General features: G+C 70.2%; 24 protein-coding genes and 1 pseudogene. 11 read left to right on the forward strand and 14 right to left on the reverse strand.

The features are described 5' to 3' along the window. A partial coding sequence (locus AOQ53_RS41265; protein WP_148640351.1) for a DUF397 domain-containing protein occupies positions 1-91 on the reverse strand: 91 nt, incomplete at its 3' end. Beyond that, on the reverse strand, positions 88-921 hold the full coding sequence (locus tag AOQ53_RS18880; protein ID WP_059418902.1) for a helix-turn-helix domain-containing protein: 834 nt from the start codon (positions 919-921) through the stop codon (positions 88-90). The genes AOQ53_RS41265 and AOQ53_RS18880, both read right to left, overlap by 4 nt. 102 nt (positions 922-1023) lie before the next feature. Here AOQ53_RS18880 and AOQ53_RS18885 point away from each other — a divergent pair, with 102 nt between their 5' ends. The 4 genes from AOQ53_RS18885 (at position 1024) to AOQ53_RS18900 (ending at position 3066) form a co-directional block, all read left to right on the forward strand. Further along, positions 1024-1455, forward strand: coding sequence for an ATP-binding protein (locus AOQ53_RS18885; protein ID WP_059418820.1), 432 nt, complete (start codon positions 1024-1026; stop codon positions 1453-1455). A 92-nt stretch (positions 1456-1547) separates the two neighbouring features. Further along, entirely contained in the window at positions 1548-1994 is a 447-nt protein-coding gene (locus AOQ53_RS18890; protein WP_059418821.1) for a hypothetical protein, read from the forward strand. Between the two features lie 16 nt (positions 1995-2010). Next, positions 2011-2583: a hypothetical protein gene (locus AOQ53_RS18895; RefSeq protein ID WP_059418904.1), complete on the forward strand. Its 573-nt coding sequence runs from the start codon at positions 2011-2013 to the stop codon at positions 2581-2583. Positions 2584-2772: 189 nt separating this feature from the next. Next, entirely contained in the window at positions 2773-3066 is a 294-nt protein-coding gene (locus tag AOQ53_RS18900; protein ID WP_059418822.1) for a hypothetical protein, read from the forward strand. 148 nt (positions 3067-3214) lie between these two features. Here the strand turns inward: AOQ53_RS18900 and AOQ53_RS18905 are convergent, their stop codons facing one another. The 4 genes from AOQ53_RS18905 to AOQ53_RS18920 all read right to left on the reverse strand — a co-directional run bounded on the left by AOQ53_RS18905 (position 3215) and on the right by AOQ53_RS18920 (position 6253). Continuing rightward, positions 3215-3649, reverse strand: a complete 435-nt coding sequence (locus tag AOQ53_RS18905) for a VOC family protein (RefSeq protein ID WP_059418824.1) — start codon at positions 3647-3649, stop codon at positions 3215-3217. Positions 3650-3927: 278 nt separating this feature from the next. Further along, positions 3928-4986 carry a LacI family DNA-binding transcriptional regulator gene (locus AOQ53_RS18910; protein ID WP_059418825.1) on the reverse strand — a complete coding sequence of 353 codons (1059 nt, stop codon included), beginning with the start codon at positions 4984-4986 and terminating at the stop codon, positions 3928-3930. Between the two features lie 183 nt (positions 4987-5169). Continuing rightward, the gene (locus AOQ53_RS18915) at positions 5170-5937 is read right to left on the reverse strand and encodes an SDR family oxidoreductase (RefSeq protein ID WP_059418826.1); all 768 of its coding nucleotides are present in this window, start codon (positions 5935-5937) and stop codon (positions 5170-5172) included. A gap of 103 nt (positions 5938-6040) precedes the next feature. Next, a complete protein-coding gene (locus tag AOQ53_RS18920; protein ID WP_059418828.1) occupies positions 6041-6253 on the reverse strand; it encodes a hypothetical protein in 213 nt (70 codons plus the stop codon). A 53-nt stretch (positions 6254-6306) separates the two neighbouring features. Here AOQ53_RS18920 and AOQ53_RS18925 point away from each other — a divergent pair, with 53 nt between their 5' ends. Next, complete coding sequence (locus AOQ53_RS18925) at positions 6307-7176, forward strand: MBL fold metallo-hydrolase (protein ID WP_059418830.1); 870 nt, start codon at positions 6307-6309, stop codon at positions 7174-7176. Positions 7177-7364: 188 nt separating this feature from the next. On the opposite strand, the gene AOQ53_RS18930 is transcribed toward AOQ53_RS18925, so the two are convergent. Then, positions 7365-8315, reverse strand: coding sequence for a MerR family transcriptional regulator (locus AOQ53_RS18930; RefSeq protein ID WP_059418833.1), 951 nt, complete (start codon positions 8313-8315; stop codon positions 7365-7367). A gap of 163 nt (positions 8316-8478) precedes the next feature. Between AOQ53_RS18930 and AOQ53_RS18935 the strand changes: the two are divergent. Further along, positions 8479-9080, forward strand: a pseudogene (locus tag AOQ53_RS18935) (sigma factor-like helix-turn-helix DNA-binding protein); the annotation flags it as partial. Between the two features lie 46 nt (positions 9081-9126). Here AOQ53_RS18935 and mmuM read toward each other — a convergent pair. Next, positions 9127-10038 carry a homocysteine S-methyltransferase gene (mmuM, locus tag AOQ53_RS18940; protein ID WP_059418906.1) on the reverse strand — a complete coding sequence of 304 codons (912 nt, stop codon included), beginning with the start codon at positions 10036-10038 and terminating at the stop codon, positions 9127-9129. Positions 10039-10175: 137 nt separating this feature from the next. Between mmuM and AOQ53_RS18945 the strand changes: the two genes are divergently transcribed. Next, positions 10176-11549, forward strand: a complete 1374-nt coding sequence (locus tag AOQ53_RS18945) for an amino acid permease (protein WP_059418835.1) — start codon at positions 10176-10178, stop codon at positions 11547-11549. Here AOQ53_RS18945 and AOQ53_RS18950 read toward each other — a convergent pair. Both AOQ53_RS18950 and AOQ53_RS18955 read right to left on the reverse strand, forming a co-directional pair. Further along, positions 11546-12163 carry a DUF1707 SHOCT-like domain-containing protein gene (locus tag AOQ53_RS18950; RefSeq protein WP_059418907.1) on the reverse strand — a complete coding sequence of 206 codons (618 nt, stop codon included), beginning with the start codon at positions 12161-12163 and terminating at the stop codon, positions 11546-11548. The two genes, AOQ53_RS18945 and AOQ53_RS18950, sit on opposite strands and share 4 nt — an antisense overlap. A gap of 69 nt (positions 12164-12232) precedes the next feature. After that, positions 12233-13372 (reverse strand): alanine racemase, encoded by a 1140-nt coding sequence (locus AOQ53_RS18955; RefSeq protein WP_236711727.1) that lies wholly within the window; start codon positions 13370-13372, stop codon positions 12233-12235. Positions 13373-13722: 350 nt separating this feature from the next. On the opposite strand from AOQ53_RS18955, the gene AOQ53_RS18960 reads away from it, so the two are divergent. Beyond that, positions 13723-13917 carry a hypothetical protein gene (locus AOQ53_RS18960; RefSeq protein ID WP_167745736.1) on the forward strand — a complete coding sequence of 65 codons (195 nt, stop codon included), beginning with the start codon at positions 13723-13725 and terminating at the stop codon, positions 13915-13917. A 17-nt stretch (positions 13918-13934) separates the two neighbouring features. Here the strand turns inward: AOQ53_RS18960 and AOQ53_RS44190 are convergent, their stop codons facing one another. Together AOQ53_RS44190 and AOQ53_RS18965 are read right to left on the reverse strand one after the other, a co-directional pair. After that, entirely contained in the window at positions 13935-14162 is a 228-nt protein-coding gene (locus AOQ53_RS44190; RefSeq protein WP_148640352.1) for a hypothetical protein, read from the reverse strand. Between the two features lie 107 nt (positions 14163-14269). Then, on the reverse strand, positions 14270-14785 hold the full coding sequence (locus AOQ53_RS18965; protein WP_059418911.1) for a DinB family protein: 516 nt from the start codon (positions 14783-14785) through the stop codon (positions 14270-14272). 625 nt (positions 14786-15410) lie between these two features. Between AOQ53_RS18965 and AOQ53_RS18970 the strand changes: the two genes are divergently transcribed. Together AOQ53_RS18970 and AOQ53_RS18975 are read left to right on the forward strand one after the other, a co-directional pair. Beyond that, positions 15411-16529 carry an aminoglycoside phosphotransferase family protein gene (locus tag AOQ53_RS18970; RefSeq protein ID WP_059418839.1) on the forward strand — a complete coding sequence of 373 codons (1119 nt, stop codon included), beginning with the start codon at positions 15411-15413 and terminating at the stop codon, positions 16527-16529. 41 nt (positions 16530-16570) lie between these two features. Continuing rightward, complete coding sequence (locus AOQ53_RS18975; protein ID WP_059418842.1) at positions 16571-17434, forward strand: MOSC domain-containing protein; 864 nt, start codon at positions 16571-16573, stop codon at positions 17432-17434. A 3-nt stretch (positions 17435-17437) separates the two neighbouring features. On the opposite strand, the gene AOQ53_RS18980 is transcribed toward AOQ53_RS18975, so the two are convergent. Both AOQ53_RS18980 and AOQ53_RS18985 read right to left on the reverse strand, forming a co-directional pair. Further along, complete coding sequence (locus tag AOQ53_RS18980; RefSeq protein ID WP_059418844.1) at positions 17438-19546, reverse strand: autotransporter-associated beta strand repeat-containing protein; 2109 nt, start codon at positions 19544-19546, stop codon at positions 17438-17440. 260 nt (positions 19547-19806) lie between these two features. Continuing rightward, complete coding sequence (locus AOQ53_RS18985; protein ID WP_059418846.1) at positions 19807-20766, reverse strand: expansin EXLX1 family cellulose-binding protein; 960 nt, start codon at positions 20764-20766, stop codon at positions 19807-19809. Positions 20767-21059: 293 nt separating this feature from the next. Here AOQ53_RS18985 and AOQ53_RS18990 point away from each other — a divergent pair, with 293 nt between their 5' ends. Further along, the gene (locus tag AOQ53_RS18990) at positions 21060-22157 is read left to right on the forward strand and encodes a glycoside hydrolase family 43 protein (RefSeq protein WP_059418848.1); all 1098 of its coding nucleotides are present in this window, start codon (positions 21060-21062) and stop codon (positions 22155-22157) included. Position 22158: the final 1 nt, after the last annotated feature.

A 22158-nucleotide genomic window follows, 5' to 3' on the forward strand; every position in this document is an offset into this window, starting at 1 on the left:
CGGCGGTGGGGTGGGTGGCTACTTCGAGGCACTGGCCGCCCTCGCTGCCGCTGTAGCTCGACTTGAACCACTCAAGTGCGGTGCCGCTCATGCTTCTCCCAGAAGACGGTCCAACAGGTCCCTTGTGTCCTCGGTGTTGAGGGCCTGCGTCCGCAGCATCACATACTTCTGGGTAAGGATCCCCACCCCGTCGGGGTCGGCGATCAGCTGGCTTCCACGCTGCGTCTCCATGTACGCGAGCCGCTGGTGCTCGGGGGTTTCCAGGAGAACAAAGGGACCGTGGGGTCCGGCATGTGAGGTCCGGCCGAGCGGCAGGACCTGGATGGTGATGCCGGGCATCTCCGCGTACTCACGCAGTTTCCGCAGCTGCCCGACGTAGACTTCCCGGCCGCCCAAGCGATCCCGTAGCACCGCCTCCCAGATGACGAAGCTCGTCGTGGGCGGGTTCTTGCGGTGCACGATCTCCTGGCGTTCCATGCGCGCCGCGACGAGTTGCTCGGTCTCGTCCTCGTCGTAGACCGGTACGCGGCTGCGGAAAACCGCCCGCGCGTAGTTCTCGGTCTGGAGCTGGCCGGGCACGGCCAGACTCGCGTAGACGGAGATCGCGATTGCCTCCCGCTCCCGATCCAGATACTCCTCTGCCCAGAGCGGTACGAGATCCACCTCCGGCATCTCCGACACCGCAGCCACCAAAGCCCCCTTGGTGTCCAGGAGTTGGTCCAACTGCTCCGCGAGATCAATCTTCAGCGGCCGTCTGCCCTGCTCGATGGACGCGATCTGCTGCTCGCCGACGACGAAGATCTCCCCGAGGGACTTCTGCGTATAGCCGGCCGCCTCTCGGGAGAGGGCGAGCAGCGCGCCCACCATCTTCATCGCCGAGGCGTTCCTGCGTGACCGTCGTGACCGTGTCGTGGTGCTCATGGCGGCGAACTCCCCACCCGCGCGCGCACTTGCACTGTTGCGCGCACGTACAACCTGGCTGTACGAGTGCGCGCTCTGTTCCATCATGGCCACGGAGTGTGACTGTCGTCCCGTGAACGACGAAACTCCACTCCTGTTCAACCCCCGTCTCCGCGCGAGCGGTTCTACCGCCGGGAGCGCCAGTCCGTTCCGGCCGCACGCGCGTTCGCGCGCGACGCGCTCCAGGACTGGGGCGGCTACGGGCGCGCGGAGGACGTGCTGCTCTGTGTGAGCGAACTGGCGACGAACGCGCTGGTGCACGGCGTGCCGCCCGGCCGTGGATTCCTGCTGAGGCTGGTGCCGTACAACGAGGACGGTGGCGTACGGATCGAGGTGCACGACAGTGGTGAGGGCGCGCCGGTGCTGCCGCAGCAGGACGTCCAGGAGCCTTGCGAGGGCGGGCGGGGCATGTTGCTGGTGTCGGAGCTGGCGGACAAGTGGGGTGTGGGGGTGAGGCGTCCCGGCAAGATCGTGTGGTGCGAGTTCGTGCCCTGAACCGGCCGGTGAACTTGCCTGGGGTCACGGCTTTCGGGAGGGGTCCCGGGCGACTCTCATAGCGTGCTCGGGTGAGCTGGAGAGGAAGAACCATGAGCACGACCCGGGAAGAAGTCACGTCGGCAATCTGGGTCATCGGCGCTATCGCCGCCCTGGTCACGGTCGGCCTGACCATCACTCTCGCATTCGGTGGCGTCAGCTGGCTGACTGCCCCGTTCCGCGGCGAAGTCGACAAGCGCGACCGTACCGAAGGTTCAGGTGCGTTCCGGATCGCCACGTATGAGGAGTTCTTCGGACTCTGCGCCACGGTGCAGTTCAAAGAAGGGGCCATCAGGACTCTGGAGGAGGAGAACAAGACGGCCTCCGAGTCCAGGCGGGCTCAGATCGGCACCTCCCTCACCGCCCTGAAGTCGTCCCGGATCGAAGCGGTCAACGAATACAACGCCAAGGCCGCACAGGAGCACCGGAGCGCCTTCAAGGACAAGGACCTGCCGCCGCGGTTGGACGTGAACGACATGAACACCACGTGTGCTCCGTGACGAAGAGGAGAAGGCCATGAAACGTGTCATCCGCGCCGCACTGGCCGTCGCCACCGTTCTGCTCGTCGGCTTCAGCGCAGCCGCCTGCGAAGACGACTCCTCACAGGAGACGGAGACGAGGGCGAAGGAAAAGGGCTACGACAAACTGGTGGCGAACCAGCCGATAGAGGTCCCCGAGTACTCGACGACGCGAGAGACCATCAACAGGTGGATCAAGACCTGGGGGAAGGCCAGCTCCAAGGGCAAACTCAGCTACGTCTACCTCCAGAACGCCAAGGGTGAGTACGGCTACTTCGTTCTGAAGGGCTTGCCCGTCTCGTACTGTGCGCTGGGTACACCACCGTCGAAGACGAAATCGAGCAGCAACGGCATGGTCAACGTCCCGCTCCCGGAAATGGACGGCACCTACAGCGACGGGGCCGGGACCTGCAACACCTACTACGGCTTCGACGCCACCACGGGTGCCTACCTGGAGTTCACCCTCGGCATGAACCAGAGCTTCTTCCTCTTCGACCAGCCCGCAACGCTGCCGGAGTTCAGCTCCGCGTCCCAGATGGGGCCCAGCTCGATCGAGGACGTGGACCCCTGAGCCTCGATCCACCGCGTGCATTCTGATCACGACTCTCCCCGGAGCCCTGCCCACCGAGATCGCCGCCTGGGCTCGGACACTGAGGGTTTTCCTACCTCCAGGTCGTGGTGCTCTGTTGCTGACAGCGGGACGTCAGGACCTGCTCGTTCTCGTGCATCTGCGGCGCGGAGGGCCAACTTCGTTGCGGGGGTGGGCGTCGAGCAGGCCGGCGTCGCCTGGTACTCGACCCTCAACGAGCAGGTCCCCGAGGACCGACTGGCCCGCGTCTACGCCTACGACGACCTCGGCTCCCACCTCGCGCTCCCGCTCGCCCAGTTCGCTGCCGGACCCGCCGTACTCCTCCTCGGCCTCCAGGCCACCCTCTACGCGGCCGCCGCGCTCATACTCCTCGCCACCCTCGCCATGGTCGCCCCCTCCATCCGCGCGCTAAACCCGAAGACGGCGGAACCGCTGCCCGCCTCCGAAGATCCGGTGCCTCGCTGAGCTCGACTCTGGCATCCGGTGCCCTCCATGGGGTCGAGGGCTGCTCCACATCTGCGCACCGTCCCGTATGACTTCCGCCCCCACACGGCACCACATTCAGGAGAGGCCCAAGGGGGACGGCTCCCCACCCAGCCGTCTCGGGGGATGCTCAGTCGAGGCAGAACTCGTTGCCCTCGATGTCCTGCATCACGATGCACGACTCATTGTCGTCATCGGCAGGAAGCAGTCGCACGCGTACCGCGCCGAGCGCGACCAGCCGTGCGCACTCGGCCTCGAGTGTGGCCAGGCGCTCTTCACCCACGAGCCCGGTGCCGACCCGCACGCAGAGATGCACCCGATTCTTGACGACCTTGCCTTCGGGAACGCGCTGGAAGTACATTCTCGGGCCCACACCTGAGGGATCACTGCATACGAACCATGAACCCTGATCCTCAGGTGGCAGCGAGCGATTGAAATCGTCCCAAGTAGCAAATCCCTCCGGTGGCGGCGGTACGACGTACCCCAACACCTCGCACCAGAAGCGGGCGACGCGCTCAGGTTCTGCGCAGTCGAAGGTGACTTGGAACTGCTTGATCGATGACATCCGCGCACCATATCAGGGGCCCCTGTTGCTCAATTCCCGGTATAAATCCGCATGTTGCCGGGAGGACCGCCCCTGCTAGGAGAGGGTGCCTGTGCGTTCAGGACCGCTCATTGCAGTCGGGACCGGGGAGGCGCTCGGCGAAACGTGCCCCTCTGCCAGGACCATGAGAACCGCGGTGCAACCGCCTGGCGGCATGGCCGTGGACGGAGAGGGTGCGGTCCAGGATGACGTCCCTACTAGTAGGGACAACGGTCAACGAACCTGTGACGCTACCGACTTCAGTGGGCCGGAGGCGGTCCCACCGAGTCGCGTACGACGACATGCGTGCCCAGCAGCAGGTGTTCGTCCGGAGCACCCGGCGTGTGTTCGAGGGCCGTGCGGACGGCGAGGCGGCCGAGTTCCTCGTAGGGGACGTGGACCGTCGTCAGGGCGGGGTGCAGGTCGCGGGCGAAGGGGATGTCGTCGTAGCCGGCGAGGGAGACGTCGCCGGGGACGGTCAGGCCCGCTTCGTGCAGGGCGGTGAGGGCGCCCGCCGCGACCATGTCGGTGGCGGCCACGACGGCCGTGAAGTCGAGGTCGTCCTTGAGGGCTTGCTGCATGAGGCGGTGGCCCGCGTCCCGGGTGAAGTCGCCGTGCAGGAGGAGGGCCGGGTCGGGGGTCAGGCCCCGGGCCCGGTGGGCGGCGAGATAGCCGCGTTCGCGGCCCAGGGCCGTGGTGTGGTCCGTCCGGCCGCCGAGGAACAGCACCCGGCGGTGTCCCTGGGCGAGGACGTGGGCGACCAGGGTGTAGGCGCCGCCCTCGTTGTCGTACTCGATGACGGCCACCGGGGCGCCGGGGTCCAGTGGTGGCCTGCCACAGAGGACCAGGCGGGAACCGGCCGAGGCGAGGGAGTCGGCCATGCGGTGGGTGCGTTCGCGGTACTCGGGGGTGTCGGCGGTGCCGCCGACCAGGATCACGGCGGCGGCGCGCTGGGCGCGCATCATCTCGACGAACTCCAGCTCGTGCCGGACGTCGCCCTCCGTGCTGCACACCAGGCAGAGGTGGCCGAGGCGGGTCGCCTCGCGTTCGACGCCGTGTGCCATGTGCGCGAACGACGGGCCGGTGATGTCCTCCAGCACGAAGGCGAGCGTGGGCGTGCCGACGCCCGCGATCGCCTTCGCCCGCGCGTCCGCGACGTAGTCCAGCTCGCGGACCGCCCGCATGACGCGCCCGCGCGTCGCCGCGCTCACCGGGTACACGCCGCCGAGCACCCGGGACACCGTCGACGCCGAGACCCCCGCGCGGGCCGCTACGTCCCGGATGGTGCTGCGGCTCGCGTCCCCGCTCTTCCTCGTCATGACTGCCTCGTCTCTCCGGGCGCCGGTCCGCACCCACCCCTCGGGAACTGCGGCAACGCCAAGGCAACCGGTTCCCTGGACGGAGGCTAGCAGTGGGGAGGGGAGGGGGAGGAGTGCTGTGCGCGGACTGGTGTCGATGGGCCCGGGGCGCTCGGTCGCGGAGACCGCCGACCGCCGGCCGGGTCAGGGTTGGGTGTCGAGCCATTTCTGGAAGGCGGGGCCGGCGAGCTTGGCGTGCGGGCTGGGCAGGAACCCGCCGGCCGCCGCCGTCTCGGCATCGGGCATGCCGGAGCCGTCGACCTCGACGACCTTGACGCCTCGGCGGGCGCCGAGGAGTCCCGCCGCCTCGGACATCGTCTCCTTGCGGGGCCCGGCGATCTCGGGGATCGGTGTTCCGGGATCCGGCTGGGCGGGCGCGTCGGGGTCGGTGGCCAGGTCGACCAGCGTTTCGGCCACGGTGCAGCAGGCCACGAGCTGGGAGGGCAGGGGCGGGATGCCGGCGACGTCGCCCTGCTGCCAGTCCAGGAGCTGACCGACGAATTCATGGAACTGCGCAGCCCGCAGAATGCGAACGGGCAGCGGGCCGGACAGGTGGGCCTCCTCGTGCACCTGCTGGGCGGCGACGAAGCCGGCGGTGGCCTTGTCAGCGCCGATGATGGATACGGCGACGATCCGGCCGACTCCCGCACGCCGGCCGTCCTCGTGCAGATTGCGGGTGGCGGTGCGGAAGAACTCCGTGGCGGTCTCCTGGCCGGAGGCGTGCCATGACGCGACGTCAATGATGACGTCGGCCCCGGTGAGTGCCTCGGCCAGGCCCTCACCGGTGATGATGTCCACGCCGGTGGCGCGGCACATCGGCACGACATGGTGCCCCCGTTCCGCCAGGACGTCCACGACGTGGCGTCCCAGCCGCCCGGTTGCTCCTGCCACTGCGAACTTGCTGGTGATCATGTTCCATGCCCTTCTCGGCGGGTCGGTCCTGACGCACACGAGACGCCGGCGCCTGTAACACGGCCCCGGGGATCAGCCGAACCATGGTCGGCGCTGAGATTGATCACGGTCCGGCTGTGGCCGGGCGGTAGTTGACGCGGTTCTCGTACTCGCGGCGGGCCTTGCCGGGACGGCCGGGGCGCCTGGGTCTTCTCGTGCTCGGCGAGTGCTCGGTAGATGCGGTGCCGCTGGGGCCCCGGCCCTCGCGCTTGCCGGTGGAGATGAACAGGTCGGGTTGGATCTGCCCGGGGGCCAGTTCGCCCCACATCGAGATCATCACGGCATGGGACGAGTCACCACCCGTGTGGAAGGCATGGCAGGATCGCGGCCATGTCCCTCAGCGTTCCCCGCCTCTGGATCGGCTCGACCGAGATCATCGCCCTCGCCGACGGCGAGGGCCCGTTCTTCTCCCCGCGCGCCGAGGCCTTCCCCGAGGCCACGGCCGCTCAGTGGGCCGAGGCCGACCGCTACGACCCGGGCGCGGTCGACGCCGAGGGCCGCTGGCGGCTCCAGTTCCGCGCGTACGCGATCCGCGGCGACAAGGGCCTCACCGTCGTGGACGCCGGGATCGGTCCGGCGGACAGCCCGGCCGGCTCGTGGGCGCCCGTGCCCGGTGTGCTCCCCGAGTCGCTCGCCGCCGCGGGCATCGACCCGGCAGAAGTCGACACCGTGGTGCTCACACATCTGCACACCGACCACGTCGGGTGGGCGGTCGTGACCGAGGCGGCCGTCCCATCAGCGGGCGGCGCGGTGGACGGCAACGCTTCGACCGGCGGCGCGACCAGCGGCCGCCGCCCTTATTTCCCGAACGCCGAATACCTGCTCCAGCGGGCCGAGTTCGACGCCCTCGACGCGCTCAACCCGCAGCTTCGCGAGACCCTCACCGACCCGCTCGCGGCCGCCGGTCGGCTCCGGCTCCTCGACGGGGACACGCCACTGCGCGCCGGGCGCGCGGTCGCCACGCCTGGTCACACGCCCGGACACCAGAGCGTGCTGGTCGCCGACGGGCGCGAGCTGGCGCTCGTCACCGGCGACCTCCTGGTGCACGCGCTTCAGCTGCTCCACCCCGAGCTCGCCTACGCGCACGAGGCCGACCCGCAGGCGGCCAGGCACTCAAGGGAGCGCATGCTCGGCCGCGAAACCGCCACCACGCTGCACCTGGCGACGCCGCATTTGACGGAGCCGTTCCTCTCGGCGTGATCGCGGCCGTCCGACGCGGGTCAGGCCGGGAGGGCATGCAGACGCTCCGATTTCTCGGCGGTCTCGTCGTCGACGGGAGCTGAAGACCGTGAGGCGGCAGCCCGTCTCCTCAGTCGATCCGCCTCCGCAGGTGACGGGGCAGTGCTTCGTGTTGACCGGCCATCAGCTCGTCGGGCGGGACGCGGAGCTCAAGAGGTCGCTGCCGCGGCGGAAGCACCGCAAAGAACGGTGGTGAACCATGTGTAAACGGGAGCGAGTGTTGGTGATGCAGGCCATCCATTGATCGTCGCCAGGAGCCGCCAATAGCGCTTGGCGTGTGGGTCAACGGTCATCTGCAGGCGGGCGACGAGCCAGCGGCGCAGGTCGCCGTCGCCGGCACGCTCGAACGCGTGGCCGTAGAGGCCGCCCAGTGATTCGGCAGGAGGTGCGGCTTTGGCGGAGGCTGGGAGGACGCCGGCGGATACGGCTTCGTCGATGCGTTCACGCATCGCTTGGTTGAGACCGTCGTGCAGGTCGCCGACGTCCTGCTCGGCAGGCTCTTTCGCCTGCTCCCCGGCTATGCGCCGTACCGCGGTACGGAAGCCTGGGTCCTGGCAGAGTTCGGCGAGTTCCACCCAGGCCCCGACCTGTTCAGGCGTGGGATCGTCGGGGAGCTCGGGCAGTGCGGATCGCATCAGGGTCACGAACTCGGGGTTGGCGTCAAAGCCTCTGAAGGCGTCGTCGATGAAGTCGTTCACGAGTCGGCGTTGTTCGCACCGGGACAGCGTGGCGAGTCGATGCATGAGGTCCATCTCCATGGTGGTGGGGCCGCGTCTGGCGACTGCTCGTAGTACTGCTCGGCGCAGGCGGAGGGTCTGGATCTGTACGTCCAGGGCGTCGGCGTGTGCTTCGGCGACCTCCGGTATGGACGCCTCCCGGTCCAGCACCTTGCGCACGGTCGCCAGGTCGAGCCCGAGATCGCGCAGCGTGCGGGCCAGGTCCAGGCGTGCGAGTGCGTCGAGGCCGTAAAGCCGGTAGCCCGCCGGGCTGCGGTCGGTCGGCGGGACGATGCCCTGGTCGGAGTAGTACCGGATGGTCTTCACCGTCAGACCGGTCCGGCGGGATAGTTCTCCGATGGAATAGAGCGTGTCGCTGTCCATGCCCCCAGCTTGATGTCTCCCCCCACGGGAGACTCAACCGGGCATTCCGAGGTGAACGGCACGCTGGCCTGAGATACCTGGGCATCACGTTGCTTGAGCTTGTTCCCGGCGCCGGCAAGGCTGACTTCGAGGCCCTCGGCCTTTGAGGGAGACCGCCTCGGTGCGGGCGGTGTTCGTGCTGCGCGAGGTGTTCGATCTCGAGTACGACGAGATCGCCGAAGCCGTCGGCAGGAGCCCGGCCGCGGTCCGCCAGCTCGCCTATCGGGCACGGGCACACGTCGCCGCGCGCCGAACACGCGGCACCGTCACCCCGGCCCAGACGCGAGCCGCGCTCCAGGCCTTCCAGCGAGCGGTCGGGACCGGCGAGTTGCAGAGCCTGCTCGACATCCTCGCTCCGGACGTCGTCGCCAACCGCATTCTGTGGCCGGGTAGCCGGATCACGTTGCCGTGATCCGGCTACCCGGCCACATCCGCCCCCTGAGCGACGGCGGCGGAGTCAAGCATGCCCTGCTGCGGCCCATCGCGGGCGCGGACAAGGTGGCCCGCCTGCTGGAGGGAGGCTGGTGGAAGCGCGACGCCGAAAGGTCGGTCGAGCCGGTTCAGATCAACGGCGGCCCGGGGCTGCTCGTCCGGGTCGATGGGGAAGCCGACGGCGTGGTGGCTGTGCGGGGCGAGAACGGCTACGTCACCGGGGCCTACCATGTCCGCAACCCCGAGAAGCTTTCGCATGTGGCGCGGGAGACCGCCGTCAGCCGCCGAGCTTGATGCGCCGATCCCGGCGGCGGTTTCCGCACCTCAACCACTCAGGGCCCTATGCCGCCCCCAGCGTCCCCGCGATGCCCGAGATCGCCTCCGGGCCCACCCGGCAGCAGCCGCCGATCAGGCGGGCGCCGGACTGCTGCCAGCCCTTCACCTGGTCGGCGGTGAAGGTGGAGCGGCCGGTCCAGGAGCGGGCCTCGGCGTCCCAGGTCTCGCCGCTGTTGGGGTAGACGACGACCGGCTTGCCGGTGACCCGGGCCGCGGTCGCGGCGGCGGTGTCCACGTCCTCGGGTGCGCAGCAGTTCACGCCGACCGCGATCACCTCGTCCGCCTCGGCGGCCAAGGCGAAGGCCTCCTCCAGCGGCTGCCCGGCGCGCGTGCGGCCACCGGCGACGGAGTACGTCAGCCAGGCCGGCACCCCGAGTCCGCGCACCGCCCGCAGCAGGGCGGTGGCCTCGTCTGCGTCGGGGACCGTCTCCAGCGCGAGGACGTCGGGGCGGGCGGCGGCCAGCACCTCCAGGCGGGGGCGGTGGAAGCGCTCCAGTTCGTCGATCGTGAGGCCGTAGCGGCCCCGGTACTCGGAGCCGTCCGCGAGCATCGCCCCGTAGGGGCCGGCCGAGGCCGCCACCCACAGCGGGCGGGAGACGCGTGCGAGCCGGGCCGCGTCCCGGGCCGACTCGACGCTGAGCGCCATGAGTTCGGCCGCCCGGTCGTGGTCGATCCCGCGCTTGGCGAAGCCCTCGAACGTGGCCTGGTAGCTGGCCGTGATCGCCACGTCGGCGCCCGCCCGGAAGTAGGCGAGGTGCGCCTCGGTGATCGCCTCCGGCTGTTCCGCGAGCAGCCGCGCCGACCACAGCTCGTCGCTCAGGTCGTACCCGGCCGACTCGAGCTGGTTGGACATGCCGCCGTCGAGGACGACCGTCCCGGCGGCGAGGGCTGCGGCGAGGGTGAGGGTGCTGGTCATACGGACGACGGTAGTCGAGACCCGGCGGTGGACCCCAGCCGATTGTGTCCAGTACATGAACAGGTCGCCCAGCATATGGGACGACGGGTTACGATCACAGCCCTCCCCCCACCCTCCTCCGCTCGTCAGGACCGCCCATGACCGCCCCCAGCCCCGCCGAGGCCGCCGAACCCGTCGAGCCGGCCCCGGCGCCCGCTCCCCGCCGCACCTTCGGCCTCGCCGCCGCCACGGCCCTCGTCATGGGCAACATCATCGGCGGCGGCATCTTCGCCCTGCCCGCCACCGTCGCCCCCTACGGCACGATCAGCCTGCTCGCCTTCGTCGTGCTCTCGGTCGGCGCGGTCGCCCTCGCCCTGCTCTTCGGCAGGCTGGCGCGGCGCAGCCCGGTCACGGGCGGGCTGTACGTCTACCCGCGGGACGCGTTCGGCGAGTTCGCCGGGTTTCTGTCGGCCTGGTCGTACTGGACGATGTGCTGGGTCAGCATCGCCGCCCTGGCCGTCGCCGTCGTCGGCTACGTCGACGTCCTGATACCCCTGCACGGCAACCACGCCCTCCAGGCAGCCGTCGCCATGGCCGCTCTCTGGCTGCCCGCCGCGGCGAACTTCGCCGGCACGCGGTGGGTCGGCACGGTGCAGGTCGTCTCCACGGTCCTGAAGTTCGTACCGCTCCTCCTGCTGGCGACCATCGGCCTGTTCTTCGTCGACACGGACAACTTCGGCCCGTTCAACGCCTCCGGCCAGAGCGTCTCCGGCGCGCTGGCCGCCTCCGCCGCGCTGCTGCTGTACAGCTTCCTCGGGGTGGAGTCGGCGGCGGTCAGCGCGGGCGAGGTCCGCGACCCCGGGCGCACCGTCGCCCGGGCGAGCGTCCTCGGCACGCTGGCCTCGGCCCTGGTCTACATCCTCGGCACGGTCGCCGTCTTCGGCCTCGTCCCGCACAGCCGGCTCGTCGACTCCGGCGCCCCGTTCGCCGACGCGGTGAACGCCCTCACCGGCAGCTCCTGGGGCGGCACCGTCATCGCCCTGGTCGCCGTCGTCTCGATCACCGGCTGCCTCAACGGCTGGATCCTCATGGCCGCGCAGATGCCGTACGCCGCCGCGCGCGACGGTCTCTTCCCGGCGCCCTTCGCCCGAGTAGGCAAGGGCGGCGTCCCCGGCTTCGGCGTCTGGGCCTGCGCGGTCCTCGGCACGCTCCTCATCGCCCTCAACTACACGGCGGGCCCGGACACCACCTTCCGCGTCCTCGTCCTGATCACCACGTTCACCGGCTGCGTGCCGTACCTGCTGTCGGCCGCCGCCCAGCTGTACTGGCTGGCCCGCGGCACCCGCGACCGCGTCCGCCCCGCGGGCCTGGTCCGCGACCTGATCGTCGCCGTCCTCTCCTTCGGCTTCTCTTTCTGGCTGATCGCGGGCGCCGGGTACGCGGCCGTCTACCAGGGTGTGCTGTTCCTGTTCGCCGGCATTCCGGTGTATGTGTGGCTGCGGGGGCGGCGGGAGGCGGCCCACGCGTCTTAGCCCTGCGGCGGGTTGCTGTGCAGCTTGCGCCGTTCCCGGCGGTTGGGATGGCGGATGACTACTCCCGCCATGCCGCCGGACCCAGTGAGCCGGATCAGCGGAGTTCCCGGTAGCCGGTCGGGAGTGGTCTTGTCCGTCAGGCCGCCGATGCCGGGGTCCATGCCGCTGGTGTCTGCGGCCCAGGCGTCGGGGATGACGATCGTGACACCAGATGTCTCCCCGTACGCCTCCACTGCGACCTCCGTGAGGCGGCACTCAACCCGGGTGAAGTCAAGCTTCACACCCCCCACGCCTCCACGAGTGATCACGTGCCCGGGAACCTCCCAGCGCCCGGGGCCCCGAGACGCGCCAAACATGCCGCCCTCGAGCACCAGCGGCGCCTGGCTCTCAGAGGAGTTCAGCCCCGGCAGGTCGGCGGTCAGGACGGCCAACTCGGCGTGCGTCTTGGACGTCAGCGCCTGCTCCAGGCGCGAATCCAGCTCATCGAAATCGATTCGCCCCTCGGCTGCCGCATCGCGCAACTGCTCCACCACTGCTTCCCGGTCATCGTGAGAGGCGCGGAGCTCTCCTGATGGAACAGGGCGCGGCGAGGGCTCCGGAGGCTGGCCAGTCATGGCCACAAGAATAGGCAGTCAGCGGACTGGGTGGACTGCTGCCGCCGCTTCTCCCCTCTGAAGTGACGTTCACGTATTGGCACCTCGTGCTGTTACCTGCCAGCGGTCGATCACCTCACGGTCTCGAACGACCAGAAGCTCATCGGCGAGATTCACCGGCGTGCATATGTGGTTCGGGACGACAGCGACCAGCGACCCCAGGCGTGGTCCCCGCACCCCTTCCGGAAGCCGGACCACGGCGTGGTGCTCCCACAACCCGGTGATGGCTCCCTGCGGGAACTGGGGCAGATAGCCGTGGCCCGTCACCCAGGACGACCGGTCGGAGCCGAGAACCTTGCTGCCGACATCGAGCACAAAGCGGTCCGGGGCGGGAACGCTGATCACCGTCGCCGCGGCGACCAGCGCGAGATCCCCCACCCCGCAGGTGCCGATGGCCAGCTGGGTGGCGTCATTGAAGACGTAGACACCGGGCCGCAACTCGTTCACCGCGCCCGGCTGCCACTGCCCCACCGTCGGAGTCGACCCGCCACTGATCACACGGACGTGGAGACCCAGGTCCCGCAGCGTCTGCGCGGCCTGGCCCAGCGTGCGCTCCTCGTCCCGTGCGGCCCGCTCGCGCGCCTGTACGTCGTGCCCGTAGCCGTGTCCCGGGAACGTGAACACGCCGACCACGTCCAGGCCCGCGTCGGCGGCCGCCTTCCCGACCTCACCAGCGGCGTCAGGCTGTACTCCGGTGCGATGGCTCCCGCTGTCGACCTCGACGAGCACCTCGATCGTCCGGGCGCTGCCGCGCACGGCATTCCCCAGCCGCCGCGCGCCTTCGACCGACTCGACGCCCACTCTCAGGGCAACGTCGTCCGCCAACCTGCGCAGTCGCCGCGACTTGCCGGTATCGAGCCACACGGGGTAGGCGATGAACAGGTCGTCCACGCCGGCCCGGGCGAATGCCTCGGCCTCGCTGAGCGTGGCCACCGACAGCCCGCTCGCGCCGGACCGAAGCTGACGGTCGGCGATCTGTGCGCACTTGTGGCTCTTGGCGTGCGGACGCAGGGCGAACCCTTGGGCCCGCGAAGCCTCGGCCATTCGCGAGATGTTTCTGTCCAGCACGTCCGAATCGACCACGAGCGCAGGCGTAGTCAGCCCGTCGGGCAGCGTTATCGCCATCTCTTGCCTCCCACCATGGAACACATCGAGATGATCATTGATCACCGCTGGGTCAGCGAGTCAAGTGGTTCACGGCCGTGCTGCCAGGAGCCGCGGCCGCTGGCGGAGTCGGGGTGCACTGACTCGGTAAGGTCGCAAGCTCAAGCGGACGGTCTTTTGGCTGTACCGGTGGCCGCGACCGGGTGAGAGGTTGCTGCCGGAACCGGGCAGGGAAACAGGGGGGAAGCGACCGGTGCTGTTGCTGCCGTTCGGGCTGCGCATCTGATACGTCGAGCGGAGCTTGAAGCGCAACGGGGTGCGGGTCGTCGCGACATGCGTCGACCGGGGTCTACGGGGGGAACAGCGTTGATCCCAAGAGGGTGCTGTGCGAGTACTACTCCGAAGACGGCCGCCGGATGCGCTCGATGGTGGGCGGCGAGCCCGACTTCCCGGAGGTGGGCGACCAGCTCGAGCTGATCTATGACGCGCAACATCCGGGGCACGCGGTGAGGTGGACGGAGAGGAGGTCCCCGATCACCGTCGGCGTCGCCTGGACCTCCGTGGCCGCCCTGTTGATCGCCGTGGGAACGCTGGGAGCGTTGCTCACCTGAGGCCACGAGTCGCTGTATCAGGGCACCAGCACCGCACATGGCCCAACCCGGATGCCGCGCCGCGGCGTCGGCGCGTTGCCCAGCACGCTGACAAGCGAAACCCCGCCGCGCACCGCGTCCGGCGCGAGCATGCCCACCGATGCCGGGTCGACTGCCGCGTGCACGCCACCGGGCACAAGGCGGCGCACCGCGGCGGGTGGGCCCGCAGTCCGCGGCACGAAGAACTCCGCACCGAAATCGCGCACCAGCTCCTCGTCGCCGGTGCCCGCGACCGCAGTCCCCCGAACACCGGCCAGCGCGGCGAGCGTCGCTCGATCAGACTCCGGCTCCGCCCATGAATGCCGGGCAGAGGCTAGACGCCGGTCCGTCCGTCGACGAGTTCACGCACGACATCGAGGTGACCGTTGTGGCGGGAAATCTCTTCGATGAGGTGGAGGACCACCCAGCGCAGGTCCACGTGGCGGCCGTCGCCGATAGGACGCTCGGCCGTTGAGTTCAGGTCGCGGTCGGCCACCAGGCGGCGATAGCGGGCGCTCTGTTCCTCGTATTCGGCGAGAAGCTGGGGCAGCGGGATGTCGACCGCCGTCCGCATCTCGGGGTCGGGGTCGTCGTCGGTCGCCGCCGTGAGCGGTCCCGCGGGCTCCTCACCGAGAAACATCACCTGGACCCAGTGATGCTCGACCCATCGCAGGTGGCTGATCAGCCCGCATATCGTCATCAACGGTGAATTCGGCAGCGGTGCCTTACGGGCGTCTTCCTCGGACACGCCCTCACACTTGGCTCGCGCCGTGTCGCGGGCGTAATCCAGAAAGGTGACCAGCTGCGTACGTTCGTCCCACGCGGGGGGTGTATCGGTTCGTTGTGTCATCGCGGGTGACGTTCCCACAGTTCGAAGGCGATGTCGCGTGATTTGAAGGTCCTCCCACAGCAGGAACGGGTTGTCGTCACCGGGACGCCGGTAACCGTCCGGGTACCGACCGGTTTCCAGCGCGTCGGCGGTGCGGTGCGGCAGCGCGGGCAGGGAACCCCACATGGGGTGGGCGGACAGGTGGGAGGCGCCCAGCTTGTCGTGCTCGTGGATGCGCTCGTGCGGCCGGGAGACGTCCAGGTGGAGCACACCGCCCGCGCCGTCGCAGGCGCAGGGGATCCACTCCGGGGCGTAGGCGGGGGGAGACGTGTCACCCCAGACCTTGCTCTTGGTCCGCCAGGCGGTCACGACCTCGTCGGTGCTCAGGATCCCGTAGCAGGGCGGCAGGCAGAAGCCGCCGCTGCCGTTGTGGCCCAGCAACAGCAGGGCGTGGTCGGGGTGGAGACGCGTGCCGAGCTGCGCCTGGGCCCGGGCGATGTCGGCCGGGATGGCCGCGGGAGCCGGCTCCCGGGCGCGCCCGCGTTCCTCGAGCCGGCGTTCCACGCGCTGCCACGACTCGCCGAGCGGAGCGGGCCCCATGTGTCCTCCCGCTGGTCTCGGATGGACCTCACCGTAAGCTGACGGGATGCCTGAAGTCGCCGTGGCGGAAGCCGAGTTCCACGACATTTTCGATTCCGCAGCCCGCGGGGGGACGGCCCTCGTACCTCTCGCGCACAACCCGTGGAACGGCGTCACCGCGGGCGTGTGGCGCGTCACGGGCGGCGGCCGGTCGGCCGTCCTGAAGGTGCTGACGCGGACGAAGGAGACCAGCGTCACGTGGGCCGCCTCCAACGACCCCCGGCACTGGAACTTCTGGCGCCGGGAAGCGTACGTCTACCAGTCGGGGCTCGCCCGGATCTGGCAGCGGCACGGCATCCGCGCGCCCCGGCTGCTGGCCTGCGTCGAACGCCCCGACGGTGACCTGGCGTTGTGGCTGGAGGACGTGCCGGGCGAACCGGCGACGGCCTGGCCGCTCGCCCGGCACGTCGAGCACGCGCACCGGCTCGGGGCCGCGCAGGGCGCGGTGGGCGCCGGGGAGGACCGGCCGTGGCTGTCGCAGTGCTTCCTGCGCGACTACACGGCTTCCAAGTCGACAGGCCAGGACAGGCTGGATGACGACGAGGCCTGGCGACACCCCCTGGTCCGGGAGCACTTCCCGGCGGGCCTGCGCGAGGACATGGTCCGCCTCCACCACGACCGCGAGTGGTTCCTCACGGTCATGGAGTCCCTGCCGCGAGCCTTCTGCCATCTCGACCAGTGGCCGGCCAACGTCCGCTCCGACGGCCGCGACAGCGTCGTGTTCGACTGGGCGTTCGCCGGGGACGGCGCGCTCGGCGAGGACCTCGGCAACTACCTCCCCGACTCCGTCTTCGACCTGTTCGTCCCCGCCGCCGACCTCCCCGGCCTGGACAAGGCGGCGTACGACGCGTACGTGCAGGGCCTGCGCGAGAGCGGCTGGCGCGGCGACGAACGGCTCGTACGGCTCGCCGTGTGCGCCTCCGCCGTGAAGTACGACTGGCTCACCGCACTGATGCTCGCCCGGGCGGACGACGAGCAGCCGGCCTACGGCGGCCAGGGCACCGTCCCCGCCGAACTCCGCTACCGCGAACGCGGCCTGGCTCTCGCCTTCCTCGCCGACTGGGCGGCCGAGGCCCGGCTGCTGGCTCCCCAGCTCGGTTTCCCGCAGGCACCGAGCGGCCGCTGACGGCGGATGTGTGAGGCTCACTGCCGGGAGAAGGGAAGAGCATGGCCCGCGTCGTCGAGTTGTCGTACTACCCCGTCAAGGGCTGCGCCGGGACATCGGTGACCGAGGCGCCGCTGACTCCCGCCGGACTGGCGCACGACCGCAGCTTCATGGTCGTCAGCGAGGAAGGCGTGTACCGGACCCAGCGCCGGGATCCCCGGCTGGCCGTCATCCGGCCGGCCATCACCGCCGATGGCGAACGCCTCACGCTCAGCGCGCCACGGACCGAGGCCCTGCACCTCCGCGTGGACACCTCCGGGACCCGGCAGAAGGTGGACCTGTTCGGGACCGCCTGTCAGGGCATCGACCAGGGCGACACGGCAGCCGACTGGCTCTCGGAGGTGCTGCGCGTCCGGAGCCGGCTCGTGCGCGTACCGCCGGAACACGACCGGGTGACCGACGGTCTGACACCGGGCACCTCCGGCTACGCCGACAGCTGCGCCCTGCACGTCGTCTCACGCGCCACCCTCGACCTCCTCAACCGGAAACTGACCGAACGCGGCACAAGCCCGCTGCCCATGAACCGCTTCCGCCCCAACATCGTGATCGACGGCTGGGACGAACTCGACGGCTCGGACGAACGCGACGGCCGGGCCGAACCGCACACCGAGGACCGCGCCCGCCGCATCCGCATCGGCGACACCGAACTGGGCTATGCCAAGCTCGCCATCCGGTGCGCCGTCACCCTGGTCGAGCAGGAATCCGGGGCCAAGGCGGGCCCGGAACCGCTGCGCACCCTCGCCGGCTACCGGCGGGCGTCCGAAGGCGGCATCGCCTTCGGCGCCAAGTTCGCCGTGCTGCGGCCCGGCAGTGTGTCCGTCGGCGACGACGCGGTCGTCACGGCGTGGGGCGAGCCCGAGCTGTGAGCCTCACTGCCGCGCGCGGGCCGCGTGCCGGCCGGCGCGCCGGCGGCCTCCGCCGCGTCGCGTCGCCATCGGTACGGCGAGGCTGACGACGAGGGCCAGCCCGAGGGCGTACGGCCACCAGCCGAAGCCGACGTCCTCCGACGCGCCGGCGCTCCGGGGCGCCACGGCACCGGACGCGGACGCCTCGGGCGCAGTCGGGGAGGGACTGGGGGTGGTTTCCGTGGTCAGGGCGACGTCGTTCCCGTCTCCCGCCCGGTAGTCGATGCGGTAGGTGGTGTCGCCGAGCTTCAGGCGGGCGCCTTGCCGCAGCCCCTTGAACGTTCCTGAGATCCTGCCGTCGCCCCTGTGGTCGAGGACGGTGACCTCACGAGCCGGCCGGCCCCGGTCTCCGAGGGCCGAGACGTCGAGGTCCCCGGCCAGCCGTACCGTCCCCGTCACCCTCAGCGGCTTGCCGCGCAGGACCAGGGTGCCCTTCGAACTCTGCGTGTAGGGGCCGTTCACGGTGAGGCCGGTCGTCACGGCACCTTCGTTCGTCACCGCTCCCGCGACCGTGCCCTTGCCGGTGAGCGTGGTCGCGACGCGCAGGCCCGCCGTACCCGCGTCCAGCCGTGCCCCGGCCGTCGTGATCCGTATCGCCTTGCTGCGAGTCAGCGTGGCACCTTTTCGCAGGGCCAGCGTGCCCTTGGAGACGGTGGTCGTCCCGGTGTACGTGACGGCGGGACCCGTCAGTGTCGTCGTGGCGGCTCCCGACTGGGTGAGCGAACCGCTGCCGCCGATGCGGGAGAGGGTGAGAGGCCGGTTCGTGTTGCGCAGGACGAGTGAGCCGTTGTTGACGACCTTGTAGTGGGCGCCCGCCGTGTACAGCCCGCCGTCCCCGCCCCGCTTCCCGCTGCCCAGCCGGAGCACCGCGCCCTTCTCGACCGTCGTCGAGCCGTCGTAGTACTGGACGGCCGCGAAGGTCACGTCGTTGCCGGGCGTCCCGGCGATGACGATGTCGCCGGCGCCGGGGGCCGCGAGGGTGTCGTGGAATACGCCGCCGCCGATGGGGGCGCCGAGTGTCACGGGGCCGTCGTAGTCGAAGGTGAGGCGGGAACGGGAGCGGGCGGCCAGGAGGTTGATGTAGACCGTCTCGGCGGTGCCCGGCATGAAGATCCTGTTCGTGGTGCCGTCGCCCCACTGGACGTTCGCGCCCTTGATGTTGGTGCCGCGCTTGTTGACGTTCTTGCGGGCGGGCGTCCAGTTGAGGGCCGGGTCGCTGAGCGACGGGTCGCTGTCGCCGCCCTGGTCCGACCAGCTGTACTGGCCGGTGAGAATCACCTTGCCGCCGGGCCGCGACTGGACGTTGATGTCGCTGCCGTACTCGCGCTGGTAGAAGTCCATGCCCATCGTGACGGTCCGGCCCAGGGGCGTGTCGACGGTCCAGGTGCCCTGGTTGAGGACCTTGCGGACGTCCGGGAGCGAGGTCGCGTACTCAGGGCGGCCGGCGTTCAGCTGCGTGCCGTTGTCGATCACCCCGGAGAAGGAGTGCGTGCCCGACACGTCCCAGGTGCCCCACAGGAACCTCGGCTGGGTGATCAGCCCGGAGCCGCTGATGGTGCCCAGGTTGTACGCGCTCCTCAGCGACAGCCGCAGGGTGCCGTCGACCCGGATGTTGTCCTGGTTGAGGCGGAACGCAGGGGTGTTGTACGGGAAGCGGCCGATCAGTCCCGTCGTACCGCCGTCGCCGTACTGGAGCGTCGCGCCGCGCTCCACCGTGACGGCCGGCGGGTCGGGGTTGGCGACGGTGACGTACGGGTGGTTCCCGCCCAGCGTCCGCACCCGCTGCCGCCGCCGGGACTCGGGCAGCGTGAAGTCGCTGTCCTTGGTGAGGACCAGGGTCCCGCTGCCGCGCACCGTGAGCGTGCCCTCGCCGCGGAACACGCCGTCGTACGTCGTCGTCCCGCGCGGCACGCTGACGACCGTGTCGCCGGTGAGCGTCACGTCACGGTCGGCCAGCACGTCGGCGGTGACGTCCCGGGGACCGGCGGCCGCCGCCGGGGGAGCGGCGAGCAGGGAGGCGACCGCCGCGAGGACACCGGCGGCCGCTGCTGTGGTGTGGGTGAGACTGCGCACGGGAGGGGAGACGCGGGCGGCAGGCGGCCGATAACAGAAAATCGACGACCGCTGCTCCCCGAGGCAATTGGCCTACCCCTGTCGTGGCCTGAGTCCGCGCAGGCCCCCGGCCACGATCTCCTCATCCTGCCGGCCGCACCCGACAAGGCGCTGACGGGCCGCTTCCGCGCGGATGGCTTCCGGGAGACCCGGTCGGTGACGGTGGTGTGGCCGGGGAGCCCAGGCAAACGGTCCTGCTCCGTCAGCTGCTCTGTGGAGGCTCAGTGCCGGGCGAACTGGGCACGGGTCGGCTGTACGGTGTCCGGTCGAATCGCGATGCCGTCGACGGTGAGTTGTTCGCCGTAGATGTCGGTGAGCCTCACCGGGCCACCGCAGCCGGTGCCGTCGGGGGAGAGGAAGTAGTTGTACTCGGTGCGGGTCAGCCGGCTCCATCCGCTGCCGGTCCTGACCTCCAGCCGGGCCAGCGGGTTGCGGTGGCCGAGTGCCTGGATGCCGCACCAGTGGCGGCTGGAGCCGGTCTTGTAGCGGATCGCGACGGTGTCGGACGTGCTGGGGCTCAACAGGCTCCAGGTGATCGGGATCCGGCCGGCGGAGAGGCCGGCGAGCTTGGCGAAGGCCTCTTTGCTGAGGTCGAGTTGCCCGGGGGCGCAGGGCAGCGGGCATTCGTTGGTGATCCGGACCGTGACGGAGGCGCCGTTCGCCGCGCGGACGAGGATGTGCGCCCCGCACGCCTTGGACGTCTCGTAGTCCGTGTGGTTCATCGCCGCGACCATGAGGTCGGGGCTCGGGCCGTACAGGCAGGCGCCGTCGCCGTCCTTGGCGTCGTAGTGGGTGGCGACTCCCTTGTAGTCGACCTGGGGCTGGATACGCCCTGCCAGCGGTGCCGTGCCGGCCGCCGGCCGTGGTGAGGACGGCGGGGCGCCGGTGGGCGAGGGCCGCGCCGACGGGGTGTCCGCGGCCGGCGTCGGGGATGCCTTGGACGGCTTCGGCTTCGGCTTCGTCTTCGGCTTCGGTTTGGGCTTCTGTTCCGGTGTCGGGGCCGGGGCAGTCGGCTGGTTGCCGGCGGCGGGCTCGGCAGCGGCTCGCACGGTGTTCGGCTCGCCGTCGGGGCGCAGCGCCATCACCAGGGACAGCAGAATTCCCACCGCTGCGACGGCGACTGCGAGGACGAGGGCCGTGCGCCGCTTGCGGAGGGGACGGCGGCGGGAATGGGATGCCACGGTTGAGTCCTTACGTGGTGCAGGAGGATGCGCGCTTTCGCTTCACCAGTGGTCGTCGCGGCCGGAAAGGTTGCCGGGCGTGCGGCGGCGGCACGACAGGAGGAACCCCGCCTGCGGGAACCCGTACCGCCGCCCCTTCCATGTCCCAGCCGTCTTCGTCCCGTCAGACCCGTTGACCTCGTCGTGGCGCACCCTTACCTTTTCGGCGTTCGTAATGACAGATGGCGTTCGAAATGTCGGACGACGCGTCAGGCGACGCCGTGTGTCCCCCAGCGAGAGGCAGGCCCCACCGCATGAGCCGCGACCGCGACCACGCTCTGCCCGAATCCCCCAGCCGCAGACTGCTGCTGAAGGGCGCCGCAGCCGCCGGTGCCCTGGCCGCCGTCCCCGCCCTCCCGGGTGTGGCCCAGGCCGCCACGCCGACGAGGCCCCCGAAGCCGGCTCCCTTCGTGAACCCGCTCGTCCGCAACCGGGCCGACCCGCACATCAACCGGCACAAGGACGGCTACTACTACTTCACCGCCACCGCCCCCGAGTACGACCGCATCATCCTGCGCCGCTCCCGCACCCTGAACGGCCTGGGCACGGCGGACGAGTCCGTGATCTGGCGCGCCCACCCCACGGGCAACATGGGCGCGCACATCTGGGCGCCGGAACTGCACCGCATCGGCGGCAAGTGGTACATCTACTTCGCCTCGGCGCCCGCGGAGGACGTGTGGGCGATCCGCATATGGGTGCTGGAGAACGCCCATCCCAACCCGTTCAAGGGCACCTGGGTGGAGAAGGGCCAGGTGAAGACGGCCTGGGAGACCTTCTCCCTGGACGCCACCACCTTCACCCACCGCGGCAAGCGCTACCTCGCCTGGGCGCAGCACGAGCCCGGAATGGACAACAACACCGGCATCTTCCTGTCCGAGATGGCGAACCCCTGGACCCTGAAGGGCCCGCAGGTACGGCTCTCCACCCCCGAGTACGACTGGGAGCGCATCGGCTTCAAGGTCAACGAGGGCCCGTACGTCATCAAGCGCAACGGCCGCATCTTCATGACGTACTCGGCCAGCGCCACCGACTTCAACTACTGCATGGGCCTGCTGACCGCGGACGCCGACAGCCACCTCCTGGACGCCATGAGCTGGACCAAGTCGCCGACGCCGGTCTTCACCAGCAACGACACCACCAAGCAGTACGGCCCCGGCCACAACTGCTTCACCGTCGCCGAGGACGGCCGCACCGATGTCCTCGTCTACCACGCCCGCCAGTACAAGGAGATCAACGGCGACCCGCTGAACGACCCCAACCGCCACACCCGCATCCAGAAGCTCGGCTGGAAGCCGGACGGCACCCCGGACTTCGGCATCCCGGTCGCCGACACCGTGAAGGCGGGTGACTGAG

Source organism: Streptomyces azureus, from assembly GCF_001270025.1.
Taxonomy (GTDB): Bacteria; Actinomycetota; Actinomycetes; order Streptomycetales; family Streptomycetaceae; genus Streptomyces; species Streptomyces azureus.

Coding starts and splice junctions, on each gene's coding strand:
- AOQ53_RS18880 (WP_059418902.1), bottom strand. CDS start 921: ATGAGCACCACGACACGGTCACGACGGTCACGCAGGAACGCCTCGGCG.
- AOQ53_RS18890 (WP_059418821.1), top strand. CDS start 1,548: ATGAGCACGACCCGGGAAGAAGTCACGTCGGCAATCTGGGTCATCGGC.
- AOQ53_RS18895 (WP_059418904.1), top strand. CDS start 2,011: ATGAAACGTGTCATCCGCGCCGCACTGGCCGTCGCCACCGTTCTGCTC.
- AOQ53_RS18905 (WP_059418824.1), bottom strand. CDS start 3,649: ATGTCATCGATCAAGCAGTTCCAAGTCACCTTCGACTGCGCAGAACCT.
- AOQ53_RS18910 (WP_059418825.1), bottom strand. CDS start 4,986: ATGACGAGGAAGAGCGGGGACGCGAGCCGCAGCACCATCCGGGACGTA.
- AOQ53_RS18915 (WP_059418826.1), bottom strand. CDS start 5,937: ATGATCACCAGCAAGTTCGCAGTGGCAGGAGCAACCGGGCGGCTGGGA.
- AOQ53_RS18920 (WP_059418828.1), bottom strand. CDS start 6,253: ATGATCTCGATGTGGGGCGAACTGGCCCCCGGGCAGATCCAACCCGAC.
- AOQ53_RS18925 (WP_059418830.1), top strand. CDS start 6,307: ATGTCCCTCAGCGTTCCCCGCCTCTGGATCGGCTCGACCGAGATCATC.
- AOQ53_RS18930 (WP_059418833.1), bottom strand. CDS start 8,315: ATGGACAGCGACACGCTCTATTCCATCGGAGAACTATCCCGCCGGACC.
- mmuM (WP_059418906.1), bottom strand. CDS start 10,038: ATGACCAGCACCCTCACCCTCGCCGCAGCCCTCGCCGCCGGGACGGTC.
- AOQ53_RS18945 (WP_059418835.1), top strand. CDS start 10,176: ATGACCGCCCCCAGCCCCGCCGAGGCCGCCGAACCCGTCGAGCCGGCC.
- AOQ53_RS18950 (WP_059418907.1), bottom strand. CDS start 12,163: ATGACTGGCCAGCCTCCGGAGCCCTCGCCGCGCCCTGTTCCATCAGGA.
- AOQ53_RS18960 (WP_167745736.1), top strand. CDS start 13,723: ATGCGCTCGATGGTGGGCGGCGAGCCCGACTTCCCGGAGGTGGGCGAC.
- AOQ53_RS18965 (WP_059418911.1), bottom strand. CDS start 14,785: ATGACACAACGAACCGATACACCCCCCGCGTGGGACGAACGTACGCAG.
- AOQ53_RS18970 (WP_059418839.1), top strand. CDS start 15,411: ATGCCTGAAGTCGCCGTGGCGGAAGCCGAGTTCCACGACATTTTCGAT.
- AOQ53_RS18975 (WP_059418842.1), top strand. CDS start 16,571: ATGGCCCGCGTCGTCGAGTTGTCGTACTACCCCGTCAAGGGCTGCGCC.
- AOQ53_RS18990 (WP_059418848.1), top strand. CDS start 21,060: ATGAGCCGCGACCGCGACCACGCTCTGCCCGAATCCCCCAGCCGCAGA.